Genomic DNA, 21,213 nt, shown 5'->3' with positions numbered 1-21,213 from the left:
TTAAATCCGGCTTATTTATACAACTAAAAAACAATCTGTTTATAGTCGTATTAAACAACTTTCTTCTCTTGTTAAAAGACAAGTAGTAAAAAGATCTAGTCGATCTAAACAATAAATTTTCAAAAAATGAATGCTCCGATGAAAAGAAAAAAGAAATCACCAAAACAGGTTGAAAAAGAAAATAAAAGAAGAAAAACAAACCTTAAAACTAAAATAATTTTTAAAATTGAATATTTGAAACACACGCTCAGATAGGTGCTCAAATAAAAAAAAGGTTATTTCACTTCGTCGTGAGATAACCTTTTCTTCTTTTTATTTGCATATAACGAATATGATCCAAATAAAAAATCCTTCAAAACATATTCGAAGGATTTCTTTAAGTAGTTTTCGTAAATTATTATAAATACAAAAAATTAGTATTTAACGTACTCTTTAATTTCTAATCCGTATCCGATCATACCGACACGTTTGGTTTGTTCTGAATTCGACAATAATCTAATATTGGAGATATCAATATCGTGCAATATCTGTGCACCAATACCAAAATCTTTAGTATCCATCTTTATTTGTGGTGCTTTGAATTCGCCTTCAGCCTGTAAAACTTTCAATTCTAACAAACGGTTTATGAAGTCTGTTGGCGGAGCCTCCTGATTGATAAACAAAACAGCTCCTTTGCCTTCCTGATTGATCAATTGAAACATGCTATCCAGCTTTTTGTCAGCATCATTGGTAAGCGTACCCAATATATCATTATTTATTGTTGTAGAATTGATTCGCGTTAGAATTGGTTCCCCAACATTCCAAGTTCCTTTAGTAAGCGCAATATGGATTTGTTTGTTAGTTGTTTGCTGATAAGCCCTAAGTCTAAACGTTCCAAAACGGGTTTCAATATCAAAATCTTCTTTCTTCACAATCAGGCTGTCATGCTGCATTCTATAGGCAACAAGCGCTTCGATGGAAACTAGTTTCAAATTAAATTTTTTAGCAACTTCTGCCAATTGCGGCAATCTTGCCATAGTGCCATCATCATTCATGACTTCGACAATCACCCCAGCAGATTTAAATCCGGCCAAGCGGGCAAAATCAATCGCTGCCTCTGTATGTCCTGTTCTTCTTAAAACACCACCTTGTTTGGCAATTAATGGAAATATATGCCCCGGACGCGCCAGATCATGAGGCTTTGTATCCTGACTCACTAATGAAAGTACCGTTTTCGCTCTGTCTGAAGCAGATATTCCTGTGCTTACATCACTTCCTTTAAAATCTACTGAAACAGTAAAGGCTGTTTCCAACGGATCCGTGTTGTTGGTTACCATTTTGTGTAATCCAAGCTCATTACAACGACTTTCTGCCAAAGGCACACATATTAAACCTCGTCCATGTGTAGCCATAAAGTTGATCATTTCAGGCGTTGCTTTTTCTGCCGCTGCTAAAAAATCACCTTCGTTTTCACGATCTTCATCGTCAACTACAATGATTATCTTTCCTTGGCGAATATCTTCAATTGCTTCTTCTATTGTATTAAGCTGTATTTTTTCGGTGGACATGATGGTAGTGTTTGGTTTTGAGATGGATATTATGTTCGTATTGAATATTATCAATAAATCGTTAAGTCAATAAAAATAGGCCGCAGTACACGATTTATTCAGAACATCCAATCTCTAATTTATTTTTTCGAGGGTCAAAAATAACGATTAAAATTCTAATCTAAAAGAATTGTTTTTCAGGTAATTCACATAACTATTTTCATTAGCAAGACTCTATCAAATATTTCGGTAAGCCGCATTAATTTCTTTAAAAATGAAAAGGGACAGCAAAATGCTAATCCCTTTCTTATGTAAATTATTTAACTCCTGCTTCTTTAAACCATTTTCTTATTCCTTCATCAGATGGCCTTAGCGCATTTGGGTCGACGATATTGCCTTGTGGATCAAGTAAAATAAATCTCGGAATACCACTTACTTCATAAGCTTTCTCGAAAGAATCATCACCATTGGCAAATAACTGCACACCAGTCATTTGAAGATCTGTTACCATTTTTTTCCATTTATCACGATCTTTTACACGGTCGACAGAAATACTGACAAAGTTTATATTTTGATCATGAAACTCTTTTTCCAAAACTTTAAGAAAAGGGATTTCTTTTTTACATGGCCCGCACCAAGTAGCCCATAAATCAATATAAACAAACTTCCCTTTCAGATCGTCTAAGGAAGTTTTACCTCCATTGAAGTTTTCAAAATTGACAAATTTTGGAGAAGCCATTCCTTTTGGCAGAATTTTATCTTGATGCTTTTTTAATCCTGTAGTTTTATTATATCTGTCTACACTGCTTTTTTTAAAATCTTCAAAATCCTTTTCTTCAAGAGCAATAAAAGATGCGTCTAGTCCTTTGGTTTCTTTGAGTATTTTTTGGTAGCCAGCAACAATTTCATCTATTTTTTTGGTAAACTCATCGTTACCTAATTTAAATATAGATTTATCTGCAGTTGCTTTTTCAGAATATAAGGCTTTCCTGAATAGATATTTATTTGGTATTTCTCCCTTTCCTTTAAAATCCATTGTTTCATCCCATTGTTTGGTATCAAAAGTAATCTTCATATTATAACCATTTTTGAAGTAAAAAAAGCCTTGCTCTCTACCGTCAAACATTCCGTAAAAACCTTCCTTTACCTTCAATGTGTCTGCAAAAGAACCATCTTTGTTAACATTGATTCTTTTTATTTTAGTTCTGCCCTTAAACACAATCAAAGAATCTGAGTTTTTCTCTGTTATTTTTCCAAAAAGACGTACATAATCATTTGCAGCTTTTTGCGCAAAAGTATTTATATTAAAAACGAAGGCTATGATGCCTAAACAATACCATTTTTTCATTATATTTTATAATTTATTTCGTTAATAAGTTTTAGAATTATTTATTTTTTTTCAGTGTAAATAATTCCTGATTTAATGGTCATAAAACCATCTTGTAAATTTTCGATCTGCTTTACAGGATCTGAATTTGTGATATAAAGATCTGCTCGTTTCCCTATAGCAATAACACCTCTATCGTCTACCCCAATGCTTTCTGCCCCAATTATTGTGGCACTTATTAGAACATCCTTGTTTGTAAAACCACAATCGTTTGTCAGAATCTTTATTTCTTTGAATAATGGAACAACATTATCTTTTTCAAATAAATAAGGCCAATCTGTTCCAGTAGATACCTTGACACCAAGTTCGTGAGCTCTTTTAGTTACTGTTACACCAGTATAAAGCTTATTATTGTTTCCAATATAATTGGTCGCATCCAATATAACATTGTTGTTTTTCATCAGCAATAAGAGCTTATCGAGTTTTTTTTCATCAATAACTGGTCTTTTAGAACGATTCATTTCTTCAACAGCAGAGTCATAAGGAATATCAAACGCATGAGACATACTGTTTACTCTCGCATTGGCAATATCAGTGGGCGTGGCAGGAAAAACTGCAGCATGACTCCAACTTTGTAATCCCTGAAGTTTTGCCTCTTTTACAATTTTTTCAACAAGATCCGAGGTCAAGTCTGAGTATATTTTAATTCCAGTAACTCCCGCTCCTTTAGCTTCTGCAACAGCAATTTTGATATCCGTTTTCTCTGTAATAGTTTGCTCCCAGGGTGTATCACTTTTATCTTTGTAATACTTTCTCATTGAATCGAAATAGGCTGATCCTCCAAACTGAGCTGCATAAAAAATGGACGGTGCTGGCAGTTGATTGAGGGCGCTGGCACGTTTATAGTCTGCCAAAATAATTGCATTTCCAGTCATGTCTCTTACAGAGGTAATTCCGGCATAGATCATTTTGGAGAGTTGATCCTGCATGTATTTATTGTTTTTTGCTCTGTCTGGATCGGGTTGTGTGGCTAGATGAACGTGTGAATCAATTAGGCCGGGCATCACATATTTCCCAGTAATATCAATTAGAGCAGCTTCTGGATATTTGGTAAGATCATCGGTGTACAAAATGTCTTTGATCTTATCTCCTTCCATTACAACACTTCCTTTTTTGCTATTAAATTTATTATCAAAAATAAATCCGTTTTTAAGAATAGTAATTTTTAAATTTCCTTTAGTTTGCGAATACCCCGTAAGTATTGAACAGACTAAAAACCAACAGATAAGAAGTTGTTTTTTCTTCATTTTTTAAGGTGTCTATATTTTTTGAAAATGTAATAATGAGCCCACTTATTTAAACAGAAATGCGGGCTCGATATGTCTTTTAGTATCCAGGATTTTGTGGAATTCCCGAACGATCTATTTCTGTTTGCGGAATCGGTAAAGCAAATCGATCTGCTTTAGGTGCCAAACCACCGCCGACAGCTCTGGTAAAACCTAAACCAAGTCTCTTTAATTCTGTGAATCTAAATCCTTCAAATGCCAGCTCCCTCCTGCGTTCGTTTAGGATTTCTTTATTCAAATCTGCTCCTAAAAAGTCACCTAAACCTCTTGCGTTTCTAAGTTTATTGAGATTCACCAACGCTGTTGCACTGTTATTTTCCTTTAAATATGATTCTGCCAATATGAGATACATTTCTGGTACTCTTATTAATTTAAGATCAATATTTCCAGGATCAAATGTTGCGGCGTTTGTTGTTCTCGTTCCAGCCTGTTTCTTTGGAAAATAACTTCCTTTTACTGTAGGATGAGTTTTAAAGTATACTGAAAATCGGAGATCTTTATTCTGATCGTAGAGGCTTATCAAATCATTTGATACTAAATAAGGATAACTTGACATTACTGGAATAGCAAAGATTCCTGCAGTATACTGTGTTTCGTTATTTTCGAATCGAATTCTAAACATAATCTCGCCAGAATCATCTTTATCCCATTCTTTTTGGAGTGCCGCAAGCGTGGTATCTAATTTGTATCTCGTATCTGTCAGGGCTAAATTAGCATATACGATAGCATTTTTGTAATCGCCTGTTTCATGAGATACACGTGCCAGCAATGCATAAATAGCTGTTTTCGATATTCTATAAGAATTAACCGTATTGGCAGCCAGAGGCACGGCTTCATTCAAATCGGCTAGAATGTAATTTATGACTTCAGCTGATGTGTTGCGGGGCTTAATATCTAAAAGTGCATCAGTTTCAAATCGATACGGTACTGCCAATGCTGTTTTATTAGTGTTATAAGCCGGAGCATAAAAGCGGTATAAATTATAATACAAAAGCGCTCTTATACCTAATGCTTCTCCTAAAAATACATTTTTATTGGCAAGTGTACTTTTTCTGGCTTGTCTAATTATAGTATTAACATTGTTTAGAGCCTGATACGATATTTTCCAAAATCCTTCGATATTTCCTGTTGTGCTGGTATATGCGAGCGGATAAATGTTTTCTAAACTGCCATCGAAGGAATAGTCTTTTGAATTCGATGAACCTACTACATCATCGCTGATGGCTTCCGGAATACTGTAAATCCCATGGGAATAACCGAAAAAATCCTGTTTCATAACCCCGTAAACGCCATCTAGAGCACTTCTAAAACCGCCATCTGTCTGAAAAAGAGTTTCAGGTGATAATTCATCTAAGGGTTCTTTATTTATAATATCATCAGTACATGCACTTAAAAAAGTAACCAGTACTGTGGCAAATAATAATTTTATATTTGTTTTCATCTATTCTATTGTGTTTATTTTATCTGTCCTGTAGAATTTGATTTTTCTATTGTCTGATATGCCTTGCTATGAAAATGCATACTTAAACTGTCCGCATTCTTAAAAATTAACATTAGCCCCAAATGAGTATCCTCTAACAATAGAAGAAGAAAGTCCAATTCCCCCCGCTGCGGTAGCATATTCAGGATCTATATAACTGACAGCTGATTTAGTGAAAAGATTTTGCCCTTGAAGAAAAAATCTAAGACGCTCTACTCCTATTTTTTTGCAACTTCTTTGTCAATAGAATATCCAATCATAATATTTTTCAATTTTATATAGCTGGCATTTTCAAGAAATTGAGACGATGCTTTATAATCTGATACCATTGATGCTGTTGGTCTTACTAAGTACACTTGTCTTATCGCTAAATCGGACTGGTCACCTGGATTTTTCCATGCATTAGCCACATTAACATGCTGATTGAATGCGGGATTATTGTATAAATTATAAACTCCATCATTTAACACATAATGTCCTGCAGCATATGAAATCAAGAAAGACATATCTACATTTTTATACTTAAAAGTGTTTGTTAAACCTCCGTAGTACTTAGGAATCGAAGTTTTATTAATAACTTGTCTAAGATTATTAATTTCGGCAGTGTTAGAATTGGTTCTGTTAGTATTAAAATCTACTAATTTTCCATCTGCTGCTCGGTATTGATTGAAGCCGGTTACTGGATTTACTCCTGCCCAATCCACAATATAAAAAGATCTTATTGCACTTCCTGCCTTAAAGACAGTAGATCCTGAGTTTGATAAAATATCTTTATCGTCTGATAAGGATAAAACCGTTCCTTTATTATTAGCAAAATTAAAATCCGTTGTCCATATAAAACTCTGATTTTTGACATTTACAGTGTGCAGGCTGATTTCTATACCTTCATTTCTGAAATCTCCAATATTAGAAACAAGTTCTGAGAAACCTGAAGTAAGCGGTATTGGCTTATTGTTTAAAAGGTCTTTTGTCGTTCTAACATAATAATCAACTGTTCCAGTAATTCGATTATTAAAGAAACCGTAATCGACACCAGCGTTTACATTAAAGTTTTTCTCCCACGTTAAATCTTCATTTTCACCTCTGGTCAGATATGGGGCTGTACTTCCCGCATAAGTAATCTGACTTCTGTAACCATACAATGATTGAGAAGCAAAATCACCAATAAAGTCGTTTCCAGAAGTTCCAACACTAGCTCTCAATTTTAAGGAACTTACTGTTTTATTTCCATTAAGTAAATCTTTATGCATATCCCATGAAGACCCTACGGACCAGAAATTGGCATATTTATTATTGTTTCCAAAACGAGAAGAACCATCTCTCCTGAAAGAAAGTGAAAGGTTGTAACTATTATTGAAAGTATAATTTAGTCGGGAAAAATACGAAAGTGAACCTGCTTGAGATTTTCGTTCTGTGATCGCACCAACGGTTTTCGCAGCACTTATTGTCTGCACAGCGTCAGAACTAAAATCCTTTGCTGTCACGGAAAAACTATTGGTCTCACTCTCATTTACTTCATACCCCATAACCATATCAAATGCATGCTTTTGAAATGTATGTGCTAAAGTAGCTGTCAGTGTTCCAGTATAATTATTGCTGTCACCCGTATTGTAAGTAAGCGCACCTCCATTAACGATCACATTTTCATAACTATTGTTTTTAGAGGTATTGAAATTAGCTCCCAAAATACCATTTAAGGTTAACCATTTTACTGGTATATAGGTAAGATTTGCGCTTCCTCCAATATTTTTTCGGTTGCCATTTACATTTGTATTGTCTCTTACAAATATTGGATTATAAGGAACTCCGGTAGAATTACCAACATCTAATAATCGCAATGAATTTCCAGCATCATCTTTAATGGCAAGCCAAGGATTTAAAAGAAAGGCATTTGAAAATGGCGATCCCACTATACGTTTATCCTCTTCATTTACGTTTCCAAAATTTCCCGAAAATCCTACTTTTAATTTTCTGCTCAAATCATAGTCTACGCGCATTGACACCGTGTACCTTTTATATTGACCGCCAAAAATATTATTGACATTGTTGTAGGTAAGCGAAGTGTAATAATTAGCCTTGTCTGACCCGCCTGAAAAAGAAATATCATTTTCACGATTGATTTCGTTAGTTAATAATAAATCTGCCCAATTTACATTCTGACCAGAAGCTCTTCTTTTTTGAAGTAAGGCAGGAGTTGTTTTATAGAATCCTAATGACTCTTCAAAATCTAACTTTTGAGAAGCATTCATTAAGTCATTAGTAAAAGACTGATCTGCATATTTAACTCCTAAACGGCTGTTGAAAGCAATCTTTAATTTTGTATTTCTGGTACCTCTTTTTGTAGTAACTATCAAAACCCCATTTGTTCCTTTAGATCCATAAATAGAAGTGGCGGCTGCATCTTTCAGAATACTAATATCCTGTATATCGGCTGCATTTAACATAAATGCATCTAAGCCAGATCTTGGCATCTGCACACCGTCTACTACAATCAATGGCTCCGTACTGGCGCTTATAGAACCTACACCACGCAGCAGCATAGTTGGTGGTGAATCTGGAGAAGAAAAACTTTCCTGAACAAACAAACCTGGAACTACACCAATCAATGCATCGGCAAATGATACATTTTGAGTGTTCTGCAATACCTTTGTGTCCAATTTTGTTACAGCTCCTGTAATTTTATCGCGGCTCATTTTTCCATATCCTACTAAAACAAGCTCATTTAATTCATTTGCAGTTGGTTCAAGAGTAACATTGAGAACTAGCTGATCTTTAATCTTTATTTTTTTTGCGGCAAAACCTAAAAAACTAAAACTCACCACATCGCCTTCATTTGCCATTATTTGATATTGTCCTTCAAAATCAGTGACCGTACCCATCTTGTTATCGTTTACTAAAATGGTTACTCCAATTATTGGCAGTCCCATATTATCAGTAACTATTCCAGAGATTTTTCTTTGGCTAATGACCGGGCTGCTCCCATTAGCAGACGAAACTGCTGCTTTATGATTTAATGCAATAACAATCAATTTGTTATTTACAAATTCTGCTTTGTAATTATCACCAATCAATTCTTTTATAACTGCCATTACCTCAGCGTTATTTACTGTTATATTCACCATTCTATGTGAATCAAAAACGTCATCACTATAGAAAAATTCTATATTAGTTTTTTTGGTAATTGTTTTTAAAACAGATGCTATAGACTTGTTTCTTGCGTTTATAGTTACCTTTTGTGCAGAGGCAAAAGCAACTATATTAAAAAGAAATATTGATAATATTATGGATTTCCTCATGATGCTAAGAAAATTATCCCAAAGCGCGGATTTTACCCCACAATCTTTTGCGGATAGGTTTTTTTTCATACTTTTAAAATGTTTTGGTTGGTTAATTGATTTCGAACTCTTTTTTTCGACTGAACAAATACTAGCCGGGAAATGGTGCAAACATTTTCCGGTTTTTTTTACTTACTAATGGTTACTTCATAGGTTTGGTTGATTTTGGTTATTTTATATTTTACATTCGATGTTTTTCTAATTATATCCAAAAATTGATCGATTGACTGGTCTTTTAAAACAATTCCTGTGAATTTTATCTGCTCTAATGATTTTTGTTCGAACCTCACATTAAAGTTGTACCATCTTTCCATTTTGTCTAAAATATTTTTCAGGTTTTCATTTTCAAAATAAAACTTACCATCTTTCCATGCACTATAACCATAAGGATCAACTTCTGCCACTTTTATAGTTTCGTTACGAACACTAGCCTGCTGCCCAGGTTTTAAAATAACAGATTCGTTTTTTTCGCTTTTACTTATTTGAGAAATTTTTACTTTTCCTTCTGCCAGTGTAGTTTCAAATTTTTTATCTTCCTGATAAGCGCTTACATTAAAATGTGTTCCTAAAACGGTAACATTTCCAGATTTGGTTTTAACTGTAAAAGGACTATGAGGATTTTTACTCACTTCAAAATAGGCTTCTCCTTCCAGGGTTACATCCCTAGTATTTCCGCTAAATTTCACAGGATATTTTAAAGATGATTTTGAATTAAGCCAGACTTTAGTTCCGTCTGAAAGTATAACTGTATATATGCCGCCAACAGGTACAATCAAAGTATTCTCTCCATCTGAAGCGATTCCTTTAACATCTTTTGCATCATAAACCAAAACTTGATTTAGATTTGAAATCACACCATTTTTAGAAACGATCTTTTCTTTTTTGGGTTCTAAGGAAATAATTGTTCCATCTGCGAGAACAAGAGTTGGATTGTTATATTTAGGTTCAATATCTTTTACAACTACTTCCTGATTTTGCATTTTAGCATCATTATTCAGATAATAGAAAACAGAAGAAATTGCCGCTAAAAAAACTAAAACTGCCGCGTATTTCAATACCCTTTTATAATCAAAAAGCGAAATTACAGGCGCTTCTCCAAAATCAATTTTTTCTTTAATTCTTTCAAAAGCTAAATCTGTATTAACCGTTTTATAAAACCTTTCCTTAGATTTTAAAGTTTCTGCATCAATAACTTTTTGATAATATTCTTGATTTTCGGGTATAGAAAGCCATTCCTGCAAAAGAGCATTTTCTTCAATCGACAATTCTCCTATAAGAAGTTCCTTTCTTATTAGGGCAGCGATTACAAATTCTTTCTTTGCTTGAGACATATTTTTTGATATTAAGTATCGGTTATTAACATTTTAAGTAATGTTATATAACTAAGAGTATAAAATATCAAAAATGGGTGGAAAGATTTTTTATTTTTTTTATAAAAACAATAAAAGGAACAAAAGTTCTGAGTGATTCTTAAGTTTAACCTTTAATAACTCTATCGCACGGGAGCGCTGAGATTTAACAGTATTTATTGAAATATTAAGTTGTTCGGCAACATCCTTGTATTTCAATCCTTCTATACAGGAGAGTTCAAAAACCTCTTTGCATTTTTCTGGTAACGAATTCAAAGCTTGAGTTAAAGTCGCATATAATTCTTCTTCTAAGATATTAAAATCAAAATCTAAAGTTTCGTGAGATAATTCGTTATTCAATTCGATACCTTTCTGTTCTTTTTTTAAGATCAAAAATGAACCATTTCGAACCATAGTGTAGAGATAAGACTTAACATCAATTATCTTTTCAAATTTTACACGGTTTTCCCAAAGCTGCAACATAACATTTCCGACTACTTCTTCGGCAAGAAAATTGTCTTTGACAAAACCATAACTGTAGCTCACAAGTCTTGGATACAAAGAATAAAACAGCTCTTTGTAATATGCTTCATCAATTTTAATATTTCCCTTTTCTGAGCTAATTTTTTGTCTTTGTTTGTTTGCACAAATATAAATTTAATATCAACAAATCAACATTTTTACAACATAATTATCATTCAATTCCTTAAAGAGATATAAAAAAGTAAGAATAAAACGCTTTTTTATGTTTTTTACAAATCTGGTTTTAAATCAAATTATTTTAAGTTGATCGGACATTTTTTTGATTTGAACAAAATATCCAGAAAACTGTAATCTTAAACAAAAGAATGTCTAAATTTCTATTTCATTTCCCATTAATGGAACATTACATTTAAAATGATACTGATTCTGAATTTTAATTCGCAGTTCATCTGCCGGAAGGTTTTCACCGTGGACTAAATAGATGCATTTCGGAATGTTTTCAAGTGCAGAGAGCCAATTTAAAAGATCCTTTTGGTCTCCATGTGCAGAAAGTCCTTCTATCTGAAAAATTTTGGCTTTTACATTATAGTAATTCCCATATATTTTAATTTCATCTGCTCCCTCTAGAAGTTTTCTTCCGCGGGTTCCTTCTGCCTGATATCCAACAAAAATAACAGTTGTTTTTTCATTACCTATGTAATGCTCAAAATATGATAATACTCTCCCTCCTGTGACCATGCCGCTTGCTGCAATAACCACTTTAGGCTGAGGATCTTCAATAATACGCATGGTCTCCTTAAACTCGGAGACAATGGAGAACATTTTACTCATTTCATGACAATCGCTGGCAGAAAGTTTATGCCATTTTAAATTTTCTAGAAATACATGCAGTGCGTTAGCTCCCATTGGGGTATCTAATATATAAGGAACATCAGGAATTCTTCCTTCTTTTTTAAGCTGCCACAATAAAAACATTACCGATTGTGCTCTCTCTACAGCAAAGCCGGGAATTATGACAGTTCCTTTTTGTTTAATAGCTGCATTGATTAATGTTTCTAATTCTTCTTTTACATCTACATCCGGATGAAGCCGATCTCCGTAAGTACTTTCTAGAAATAGATAATCAGCCAATACTGGTTTTGTTGGTGCAAACATTAACACATCATCATCTCGCCCTATATCGCCTGAAAACACAAGCGTTTTATCCTCAAGGGTTAGTTTAATACTACAGGCACCAATGATATGTCCTGCATTTTCAAAAACAGCGGCGATATCATTTGTAATAGGCACTAATATATTTGGCTCTACAACTTCAAAAAAAGGAGTAACGGCCTGAGCTTGTTCTAATGTATAGAGTGGTTCTGGATTTGTATGTTTTGAATACTGTTTTTGATTGGCTCTACTGGCTTCTTCTTCTTGAATTTTAGCACTGTCTAAAAGAACTAATTTGGCTATAGATTTGGTTGGAGCAGTACAATATATTCTACCTGTAAATCCCTGAGATATTAATCGAGGAAGCCAGCCGCAATGATCCAGGTGACCATGAGTAAGAAGAACACAATCTATAGTAGACGGTAAAATGGGTAAAGGATCCCAGTTGAGTTCTCGAAGTGATTTAAGACCTTGAAAAAGGCCACAATCAATAAGTATTCTATATCCGTTAGTTTCTAAAAGGGTTTTCGATCCAGTTACAGTTCCTGCCCCTCCAATAAATTTTACTTTCATTTTAATGATGTTTACAAATTTGTGACGCTTCGTGCAATGTATTTTTAACTCGGTTTTCACTAAGTCCTATTTTATAAAGACTTTGAGGATCATCAATAACATCTTTTACAAGTATCTGATCCAGAATAAGTAATTTTTCTTTTTCAACTATTGATAGTGTTGTGAGACAGGTAATAGGATAAAGGGTTCCTTTATCTATTTTATTTTTGAGATTATTATCTTGCGGATAATCCCAGCTTAAAAGAGAAATTCCGCTGCAATTAGCAAAATCCTGAGCATCTTTAGTAAAACGATTGTTCGTTACTATAATACAGGAATCGATAGCTTCACTGTTAGAAAAAATAGTATGTTTTTTCGCTTTAAGATCATTAAAACGAGAAAGTATGTACATAGGCACTTTTACATCTGAAGAACCTTCTTTACTGCCGTGAAATTTACATTCAATCATACTTATCATGTTATTCTTCATGATGGCTATGTCTACTTCATGCGATACACATTTTCCTTGTAGTGTTAAATTTATTTTCGTCTTAAATCCTTCGGCAGCATATAATCTAGCAACGAATTTTTCAAAGTAAAAACCTGCCGGGCCAAGCATTTGCAAAGCCTGTCTGATATTGTAACGAGCTGCATGTCCACTTGATGCTTTTTTTAAAATAGCAAAGGCCAATTTATAGATTTCTTTGGTGGTTATGCCGTCATACATTTGCCTTTCTATTTCAGCTAAAGTTTCCTTTATGAGATCAGCACTAGCCCCAGACTTTTTAAGAGAAAGTTCTAATTTATCTTTATCAAAAGGTACTTTATATCCTGAGTGTTTTATTATTTTCATAACAGATAAAGGATTCATTTACTTGAAAAGAAACTAGGTAACATTATCATTTCTACGAAAAAGATTAAATCTTAATATTAGATTTTTATAATCAACATTTTACGTATTCAATTTAATATAAATATACCATAATTATATTGTAGTTCCTACTGGATAAGTGAACAAAAAGTACAGAAAAAATGAGATGATTTCTTTCTTAATCCAGTCTTCAATTTTTGTTTATATATCTAGAACTTTTTAGAATTAACATGAGTATAAAGCTATATCTGTTAAATAAAAAATCCAACAAGATCAATACTTGTTGGATTTTAGATTTAAAACTTTATTACAGAATAATTACTTACTCTTTTTCTTTCTGCCAAGCCATATAAACAGACCGGTAATTGGAAGTGTAACAGCAAAAAGGCAAACTAAAAATGCTAGTATTTTTGTTGGATATCCATAAATACTTCCTGTATGAATTGGATAAATCAGACGTCTTATTTTATCACCATTGCTAAATGTTTCATATGGTTTTGTTTTTACAATTTCGCCAGTATATTTATCAAAATAAGCCATACTTGCAATATTTGGTATTTCTTCTTCAAGATTCATTTTGATGACCATGATACTATTTATGGTATCAGATGGTATTCTGATTTGTGTATCTCCCTTATATTTATAAATACTATCTGTTTTTGAAAATATACTTTGATAAAAAAACGTTTTATCTGTGTTTGGATCGGTTTTAGTTGGATTTTCAACTTTTGCCGATTCTTTTTTAGTAGTTCCATCGGCCAATAAATAAACGCCGCTCTCGAACCATTCGTATGACCAGGTTAAACCTGTCAGCGAAATGATTAGAAGTACAAAAAAAGTATAAAAACCAAAAGTCGAATGAAAATCCCAGTTTACTCTTTTAAATGACGCGTCCCATTTTACTGTTAATCTTTGTTTTAGATTTTTAATTTTCTTTGGCCACCACAAAACAAGTCCTGACAAAAGCATAAAAACAAAAATAAGACAGCTGATTCCTGTGACTGCTTGTCCAAAATCACCTAAAACTAAATGACGGTGCAAATCAAGAACAACCGAAAAAAAACGTTTTTTAGCAGGTACAGACCCTAAAACTTTACCACTATATGGATCAATAGAAAAAATTAGTTTTTTCTTGTCAATATCAGTTGCTGTAATTATTAAGGTTCTTTCGGGGTCATAAAAAGAATGAACACGATCAATTTTCTTAAGGTGAAATTCATTTTGCACTTCAGAAATAATATCATCCACTGGCAGTTTTTCTTTACCTACACTGGCTACCTTATAAAATTCAGGATTAATGAACTCGTCGAGTTCATCTTCAAAAACCAATATACTTCCTGTCAGGGCAACTATAAAAACAATTAACCCAGATGCAAGACCGAGCCAAAGGTGTAATAAACCAATATTTTTTTTAAGTGTTTTATTCATTTATTATATCGTTTTGCAAAATGGTTTTCAAATAGAACCAAAGCTTATGAGAATTATTTCTTCTAAAATTTTTAAAATTTATAACGCAAATTTAAACTGGTTGTCATACCATTCCCCATTACATAATCTGCATTTACAGCACGGTACTGGCTCAAAGTCGAATAGTAACTGTTGTTTAATAAATTTTCTATTCCTAAACTCATTGACCAATTTTTATTAAATGAATAATTTCCTGAAAAATTAACCACATTCACTGTTGAAATAGGTCCTTCACTATTACTGTATCTTCCGTTGGTATTTGGTTCAAAACGATCTCGACAACCCGTATTTACCCAAGATAATTGTAAATACCAGTCAGAAGTAGGCTTATAAGTAATATACGCTGTTCCTTTAGGCGGAGCAATACGGGATCCGTTTAAGTAAACAGTTCTACCATCATCAAATTCTGCTTCTCCTTCCACGTACGAATAACTTCCTCCAAGATTCAATTTATCAGAAAATCTATAATCCAATGTTATTTCATATCCGCGAATTTTTTCAGGCTCACGTTGTGCAACCAAACGACCATCAATTTCAATTAAATTAGCACCTAATTTTGAAGTACTAATGTAATACGCTGCTGTTAAATTAAAGTTGTAAAACTTACTTGAGAAACCAGCTTCATAATTATTAGTAATAATTGGATCTGTTTCTAAATTTGCTATAGTACTTTCCTCTGCGCTTCGTAAAATTCTGCCCAATTCATTTATCGCAAATGCCTGAGAAAAACTTACAAATGGATTAAAGATTTCATACTTATTAAAACGAAGACCAGCATTGAACATTGTAGCATTATATGGAATTTCACCTCCTTCTACAAAAATACTGCCCTGATTTCCTGGTCCAGAAGCTATTGTATTATAATCTTTAACACGCACGGTTGCATTTTCATAACGCAATCCTCCTTTAAAAATTAAGTTTTCTAAAACATCTACTTTTAATTGTGCATAAGGGGCAATATTTAACATGTCCATTTTCGGGATATAAACACGCCCATCTACTAAATCCTGAAAAGTAACGTCATTTAACACATCAATACCATATGTAATTTCAGACGGCATCGAAGCTATAGTAAAAGGTGTATTTAAGTTTATGCGGGTTCCAATTTTATTGGAATTAATCATGGTCTGCCCTGGGCCATACCAAGCTGTTCCTGACGCAACATAACGGTTCATGGATTGAAAAGAATTTAAATAAGCTGACACATCTAATTGTGTATTATTAAATAAATTATTTTTCGAAAAAGTAAACATAAAATTGTGATTGAACGGAGTTCCTGCATTTTCTCCAGGTTCTGTACCTCTCACACCAATTGTAGGAGTCTGACCATATATACCGGTCTGGCTAATATATTTTGCGTTTTGAGTACTGCTGAAAAAATTGTAGACCACATTAAAACTAGTATGATCATCCATATCATATCCTAGTTTCACAAAAGCATTAGACTGTGATGAATTTGACAAACCATCTGTTTGTCCGAGTGGTTTCCCATCAGCATCTCTTTGAAGTCCTGTGTAATCAAAAGCTCCTCCAATAACATAACTAAACTTGTTCTTCCTGCCATTAAAAAACTGTGAAACGCGATAGCCAAAAGTTTCTTTACTATGAAGGGGATTAAAAGTGGTACCTACTGTTGTTATTCCTTGAAAACTATCAACCAGCGGGCTTTTTTTTGTAATATAATTAATGATACCGCCTCCTGAACCGTTGCCATAAATTGAGGTCGCTCCCTTAATAACCTCAACACGTTCAATTGCATTGGCATCAACCACACGAATATCACGTGCACCGTTCATCAAAGGTGTCGATTGCGGAATTCCATCAATTAAAACCAAAACTTGTCGACCTCTTAAAGTTTGCCCTGAGTTCGTAGCTTTATTTGTAGAGGTCCCTAAACCCGGAATAACATTTCCTAAAATAGAAGATAAATTAGTATTAATACTGCTTTGCACCTGTATTTCTTTTTGGCTCATGATGGTTATTGAGGAAGGAACTGTAGCAATATTTTCTTGCTTTCTACCGGCCGTAACAACAACTTCCTGCAGTTCATTATCACTTTTTAAAACAATCGATATTACATTTTTTTCTTCCAGATTAGAAAAAATATACGAAAGCGGCTGATATTCAGGAACAGAAATTAAAACTGTTTTGTTTTGTATTTCAGGAACTAAAATCGAAACTTCACCTGACTTATTTGTTGTTCCGATAATTTTATTACCTGAAGAAACTGAGGCACTTGCAATGGCGCTTTTGGATTCATTTTCTACTTTTAATCGAAGTGATTGCGCATTTAAATTAACGGTTAGAAAAACTAAAATAATGGAGAAAACGGAGAGCTTTAAATTCATTTTTAAGGTATTCAAAAAAATATTATGGAGTTATTTTTATTTAGATTAATTCTTTGCAAAAATAAACATTCTTAAGTATTACGCAAATAGTTAAACATTGTTAAGCATGTGTTTCTCCATTTTATTCACTATCTCTAGCTCTTAATAAGTATAAAACACATAAAATCAAACAGTTAAACATCAATCTAATTAAATTTTAATCTATTTCACTAATTAATAGATAATTTTAATATTTTTGCACTTTTTATTTATTCTAAATAAATATAATGTATAATTATAAGTAAATTTCATGAAGCTCAAAATAGTATTGCTCTTTATTCTCTCGTCGACATTTTTAATAGCACAAAACAAAATCTCTGGTAAAGTAAATGATGAACAAGGAACCCCATTAGAGGGAGTTAACATTCAGCTTTTAGACACCAAAATAAATGTAAAAACAAATGCTGCTGGTTTTTATCAGATAGAAAATTTGGCAAATGGCAGGTACACAATTGAAGCTACTTCAGAAGGATACATTTCAAAAAAGCATACAATTGTCTTAGAAAATTCACTAAACACTTCAGTTACCATAACACTAGAAAAAGTTGATAAAACATCGAAAGATGCAGAGAAACTAAATGATGTAGTCGTAAAGGGTAAATCTGAAAAGCAAAAAAAAGAGCAGACAGCACAAGCCGTTTCTGTAATAGAAATGAAGGAAGCTAAGTTCAAAACTACAGATTTAGGAGAAGTGCTCGCACAAACACAGGGTATCAGTGTTAGACGCAGCGGCGGTCTTGGTTCCAGAACAAGTTTTTCGATGAATGGACTGACGGGAAATCAAATCCGATTTTTCTTAGAAGGCATTCCGCTTGAATATCATGGTTATACTTTTGGAATTTCAACAGTTCCGGTAAATTTAATTGATCGTGTAGATGTTTATAAAGGAGTCTTTCCTATTGAATTTGGTGCAGATGCTCTTGGTGGTGCTGTCAATTTAATTACGCCAAAAATAAAACCTGGTTTCAGCGGATCTTTTTCAGCTCAGGCAGGATCTTTTGGAACTTACAGAACATCACTAATACTTACTAATTACAATAAAAAGACTGGCTTTTTTATAAAAGGAAGCGGATTTTACGACGCCTCTGAAAACAACTATAAAGTAGATGTTGATGTAGCAGATAATGCTGGTAAGATTAAAAAAGTGACGGTACCGAGATTTCATGATGCCTACAAAGGCTTTGGAATGCAGTTAATAACAGGTGTAAAAGACAGAATCTGGGCAAAAGAATTGAGTATTGAAGGATTTTATACAGATTACACTAAAGAAATTCAGCATAATCAATTAATGGTTGGAGTTCCCTACGGAGAAGTTATGACTTATAGAAAATCAGCTGGATCTGTCCTTACGTATCGAAATGACTTTAGTGAAAATTTTAAGCTCGATGTTATTTCAGGATATAATTACAGGGAACGTCAATTTACAGATGTATCTGATTTTGTTTACAATTGGTATGGCGAGCGTATTGAAGGTTCTGCAGGAAATGTGAGCGGAGAAATTTCAGAATCTACTGGTCCAAGTGATACTTATACTTGGAATAATGATGTTTTTTCACGTCTGAAAGCTTCTTGGAAAATTAATAATAAATATGCTGTAAGTTTTACTTCGGCACCAACCTATTCGAAACAAACTGGAGACGACAGACTTATTAATGGTTATGATCCTGCCAGTGCTGTAAGAGAACTGTTTACATGGATCAATGGTGCAGATTTTAAAATAAATGCTTTTGATGAAAAATTGGAGAATCTTTTGTTTGTTAAAAATTACCTGCAGCAAGTTAATTCGGAAGAGAAAATACCTTCTAATAATTCGGTAATAAAAGAGAACAGAAATGCAAACTATTTTGGTCTTGGAAATGGATTTCGTTTTAAATTTAATGAACAATTTTCTACCAGACTAACGTATGAATACGCTACCCGTCTGCCTCAGACAGATGAATTGTTTGGAGACGGTCAATTTATACAAGGCAATATGAATTTAAAACCTGAACGCAGTCATAACGCCAATTTCGAACTTTTTTTCAAGTCTAAAGCAAACTACGAAACGAGCAGCTGGCAAGTTCAAACCAATGTTTTTTTAAGAAAGATAGATAATCAAATTCTATTTGTTCCAAGTATAGATCGTAATAATATTTATCAGAATGTATTTGCGGCTACTTCTAAAGGAATTGAAGTTTCGGGCAGCTGGACTTCTAAGGACGGGAACCTTTCGTTTCATGCAAACAGTACGTACCAGCACTTTTATAATGACTCAAACGAAGGAATATTTGCAGCTTATAAAGGAGACAGAGTACCTAATCAACCTTATTTTTTTGCTAACGGAGGCGCAAATTATTCTTTTAACAACATCATTGGCAAATCAGATAAATTATCTCTTTTTCTTGATGCGCGATATGTATATGAGTTTTTTAGAAGCTGGGAAAGCGCTTCAACAAATCCATTTGTTATCCCAAGTCAGCAAATTTTTGATTTTGGAACAACCTACCATAATAGCTTAAATGGACTTAAATATGCCGTAACAGCTGAAATACAAAATTTAAGTAATGAAAAAAACTATGATTTTTTTGGTGTGCAAAAACCGGGAAGATCATTTAATATCAAATTAGTAACTCAATTTTAATTAAATATATAAGCAACAAGTATGAAAACAAATCGATTTTTTATAAAACATGCTGCATTAGCACTAATGTCTTTGATATTTGCATTAACATCATGCAGCTCAGATGAATCTAAAAAAGATGAAGGTCAAGGTAACAACCCTGCTGTTATTGCATCAGTTCGTGTAAATACTCCTGGAGGCAGGGTTTTTTATTTAGGAGCATACGATAAATTTCCTTCAACTCTTGATTATAAAACAATGACAGAGATTGGTCCGGGTGCTACAATTTACTCTTATGGTGAACATCCATATGTTTGGAATGGTACGGCTTCAACTTTAACTAAATACAATGTAAGTAATGATATGAAAATCTCTGCCTCAGATGCTTTAAGTCTTACAGGCACAGGTGTCAGCGGTACTTTTGGACCTCCCGCTTTTGTATCTGAAACAGAAGCTTACTTTTTTGCTTTAAATGATGGAAAAATTATCAAGTTCAATCCAACAACAATGAGTATAACAGAAACTATAGCTGTTACTCCATTACCACTAAGTAACGATGCTGCTGTTAAAACATCTACTTACATGAGCTATGTTACTTCTGCAAAAAAAATCATTTTACCAGTGGCCGCAACTCCTACTGATTTTAATAAGTTTCCACAATACGCTCAAATTGCAGTTTTTGATATCGCATCAAAAGCGGTTACTTATGTTAAGGACACACGTATGTCAATGGGATATGATACGTTTGCTAAAGGAAATGATGGTACTTTGTACTACAGACCTTCGCGTGCTACATCACTTTCATTAGATTACAGCACTGTAAAAGGTGCTCCTCCAGCTGGTGCATTGTTAAAAGTAAATCCTAACGGAACATTTGATCCTAACTTTTTTGTAGACTTAAAAGCTCCTTTAAATGCACATTCAGTAAATGTAGTAACTTATGTTCACGGAGATAAAGCCCTTGCACAGTATCTGGACAATACATTTACTCCACCAGCAAAGCCTGCTGACTGGTATAATGCTCCAACAAAGTTTGCACTTGTAGATTTAAAAACATTAAAAGTTGAGCCTTTTACTTCTTTTGAAAAATATGGTACCGTTTATACTGTAGGTACAATTGATGGTGTAGAATATTATGGTAATATTACTGCTCCTGATGGTAAATTCAGCCTTTTAAAACAAAAAGGAGCTGCTGATTTTGAAGCAGTTTCTGAAGCGCTTGGCGGTAGTGTAATATTTGTTGGAAAATTAAGATAATCATTAGAGGAATTTCATTTTTTAGGATATAAATATTCTTCTAATTTTGAAATTTAAGTATCTGATTATTCCCAATAAAAAA

At 33.4% G+C, this 21,213-nt stretch carries 13 protein-coding genes; 2 read left to right on the top strand and 11 right to left on the bottom strand.

The genetic code is table 11. The annotated features are described in order from the left end of the window. Positions 1–413: 413 nt before the first annotated feature. The 11 genes from ribB to BOW57_RS19895 all read right to left on the bottom strand — a co-directional run bounded on the left by ribB (position 414) and on the right by BOW57_RS19895 (position 17,236). Entirely contained in the window at positions 414–1,547 is a 1,134-nt protein-coding gene (gene ribB / locus BOW57_RS19945; RefSeq protein WP_164973749.1) for a 3,4-dihydroxy-2-butanone-4-phosphate synthase, read from the bottom strand. A gap of 295 nt (positions 1,548–1,842) precedes the next feature. Continuing rightward, positions 1,843–2,874, bottom strand: coding sequence for a TlpA disulfide reductase family protein (locus BOW57_RS19940; RefSeq protein ID WP_129056842.1), 1,032 nt, complete (start codon positions 2,872–2,874; stop codon positions 1,843–1,845). Positions 2,875–2,915: 41 nt separating this feature from the next. Next, entirely contained in the window at positions 2,916–4,160 is a 1,245-nt protein-coding gene (locus tag BOW57_RS19935; protein ID WP_129056840.1) for an amidohydrolase family protein, read from the bottom strand. Between the two features lie 79 nt (positions 4,161–4,239). Beyond that, positions 4,240–5,640: a RagB/SusD family nutrient uptake outer membrane protein gene (locus BOW57_RS19930; protein WP_129056838.1), complete on the bottom strand. Its 1,401-nt coding sequence runs from the start codon at positions 5,638–5,640 to the stop codon at positions 4,240–4,242. Between the two features lie 257 nt (positions 5,641–5,897). Continuing rightward, positions 5,898–9,044, bottom strand: a complete 3,147-nt coding sequence (locus BOW57_RS19925; protein ID WP_129056837.1) for a SusC/RagA family TonB-linked outer membrane protein — start codon at positions 9,042–9,044, stop codon at positions 5,898–5,900. Positions 9,045–9,142: 98 nt separating this feature from the next. Next, complete coding sequence (locus BOW57_RS19920) at positions 9,143–10,345, bottom strand: FecR family protein (RefSeq protein WP_129056836.1); 1,203 nt, start codon at positions 10,343–10,345, stop codon at positions 9,143–9,145. Between the two features lie 99 nt (positions 10,346–10,444). Next, complete coding sequence (locus BOW57_RS19915) at positions 10,445–10,936, bottom strand: RNA polymerase sigma-70 factor (protein ID WP_256371885.1); 492 nt, start codon at positions 10,934–10,936, stop codon at positions 10,445–10,447. 279 nt (positions 10,937–11,215) lie between these two features. Further along, a complete protein-coding gene (locus tag BOW57_RS19910; RefSeq protein ID WP_129056832.1) occupies positions 11,216–12,571 on the bottom strand; it encodes an MBL fold metallo-hydrolase in 1,356 nt (451 codons plus the stop codon). A 1-nt stretch (position 12,572) separates the two neighbouring features. Beyond that, positions 12,573–13,403, bottom strand: a complete 831-nt coding sequence (locus BOW57_RS19905; RefSeq protein ID WP_089053838.1) for an ATP cone domain-containing protein — start codon at positions 13,401–13,403, stop codon at positions 12,573–12,575. 336 nt (positions 13,404–13,739) lie between these two features. Then, positions 13,740–14,849 carry a PepSY domain-containing protein gene (locus BOW57_RS19900; protein WP_129056830.1) on the bottom strand — a complete coding sequence of 370 codons (1,110 nt, stop codon included), beginning with the start codon at positions 14,847–14,849 and terminating at the stop codon, positions 13,740–13,742. Between the two features lie 71 nt (positions 14,850–14,920). Beyond that, positions 14,921–17,236 carry a TonB-dependent receptor gene (locus BOW57_RS19895; protein ID WP_129056828.1) on the bottom strand — a complete coding sequence of 772 codons (2,316 nt, stop codon included), beginning with the start codon at positions 17,234–17,236 and terminating at the stop codon, positions 14,921–14,923. Between the two features lie 289 nt (positions 17,237–17,525). On the opposite strand from BOW57_RS19895, the gene BOW57_RS19890 reads away from it, so the two are divergent. Both BOW57_RS19890 and BOW57_RS19885 read left to right on the top strand, forming a co-directional pair. After that, positions 17,526–19,895 (top strand): TonB-dependent receptor, encoded by a 2,370-nt coding sequence (locus tag BOW57_RS19890; RefSeq protein ID WP_129056826.1) that lies wholly within the window; start codon positions 17,526–17,528, stop codon positions 19,893–19,895. Between the two features lie 21 nt (positions 19,896–19,916). Continuing rightward, positions 19,917–21,131 carry a hypothetical protein gene (locus tag BOW57_RS19885; RefSeq protein WP_129056824.1) on the top strand — a complete coding sequence of 405 codons (1,215 nt, stop codon included), beginning with the start codon at positions 19,917–19,919 and terminating at the stop codon, positions 21,129–21,131. Positions 21,132–21,213 lie beyond the last annotated feature (82 nt).

Source organism: Flavobacterium sp. YO64 (genome assembly GCF_004119505.1).
Classification (GTDB): domain Bacteria; phylum Bacteroidota; class Bacteroidia; order Flavobacteriales; family Flavobacteriaceae; genus Flavobacterium; species Flavobacterium oncorhynchi.
Note: the sequence above shows the minus strand (reverse complement) of the source record. Positions and strands in the feature narration are given on the sequence as shown.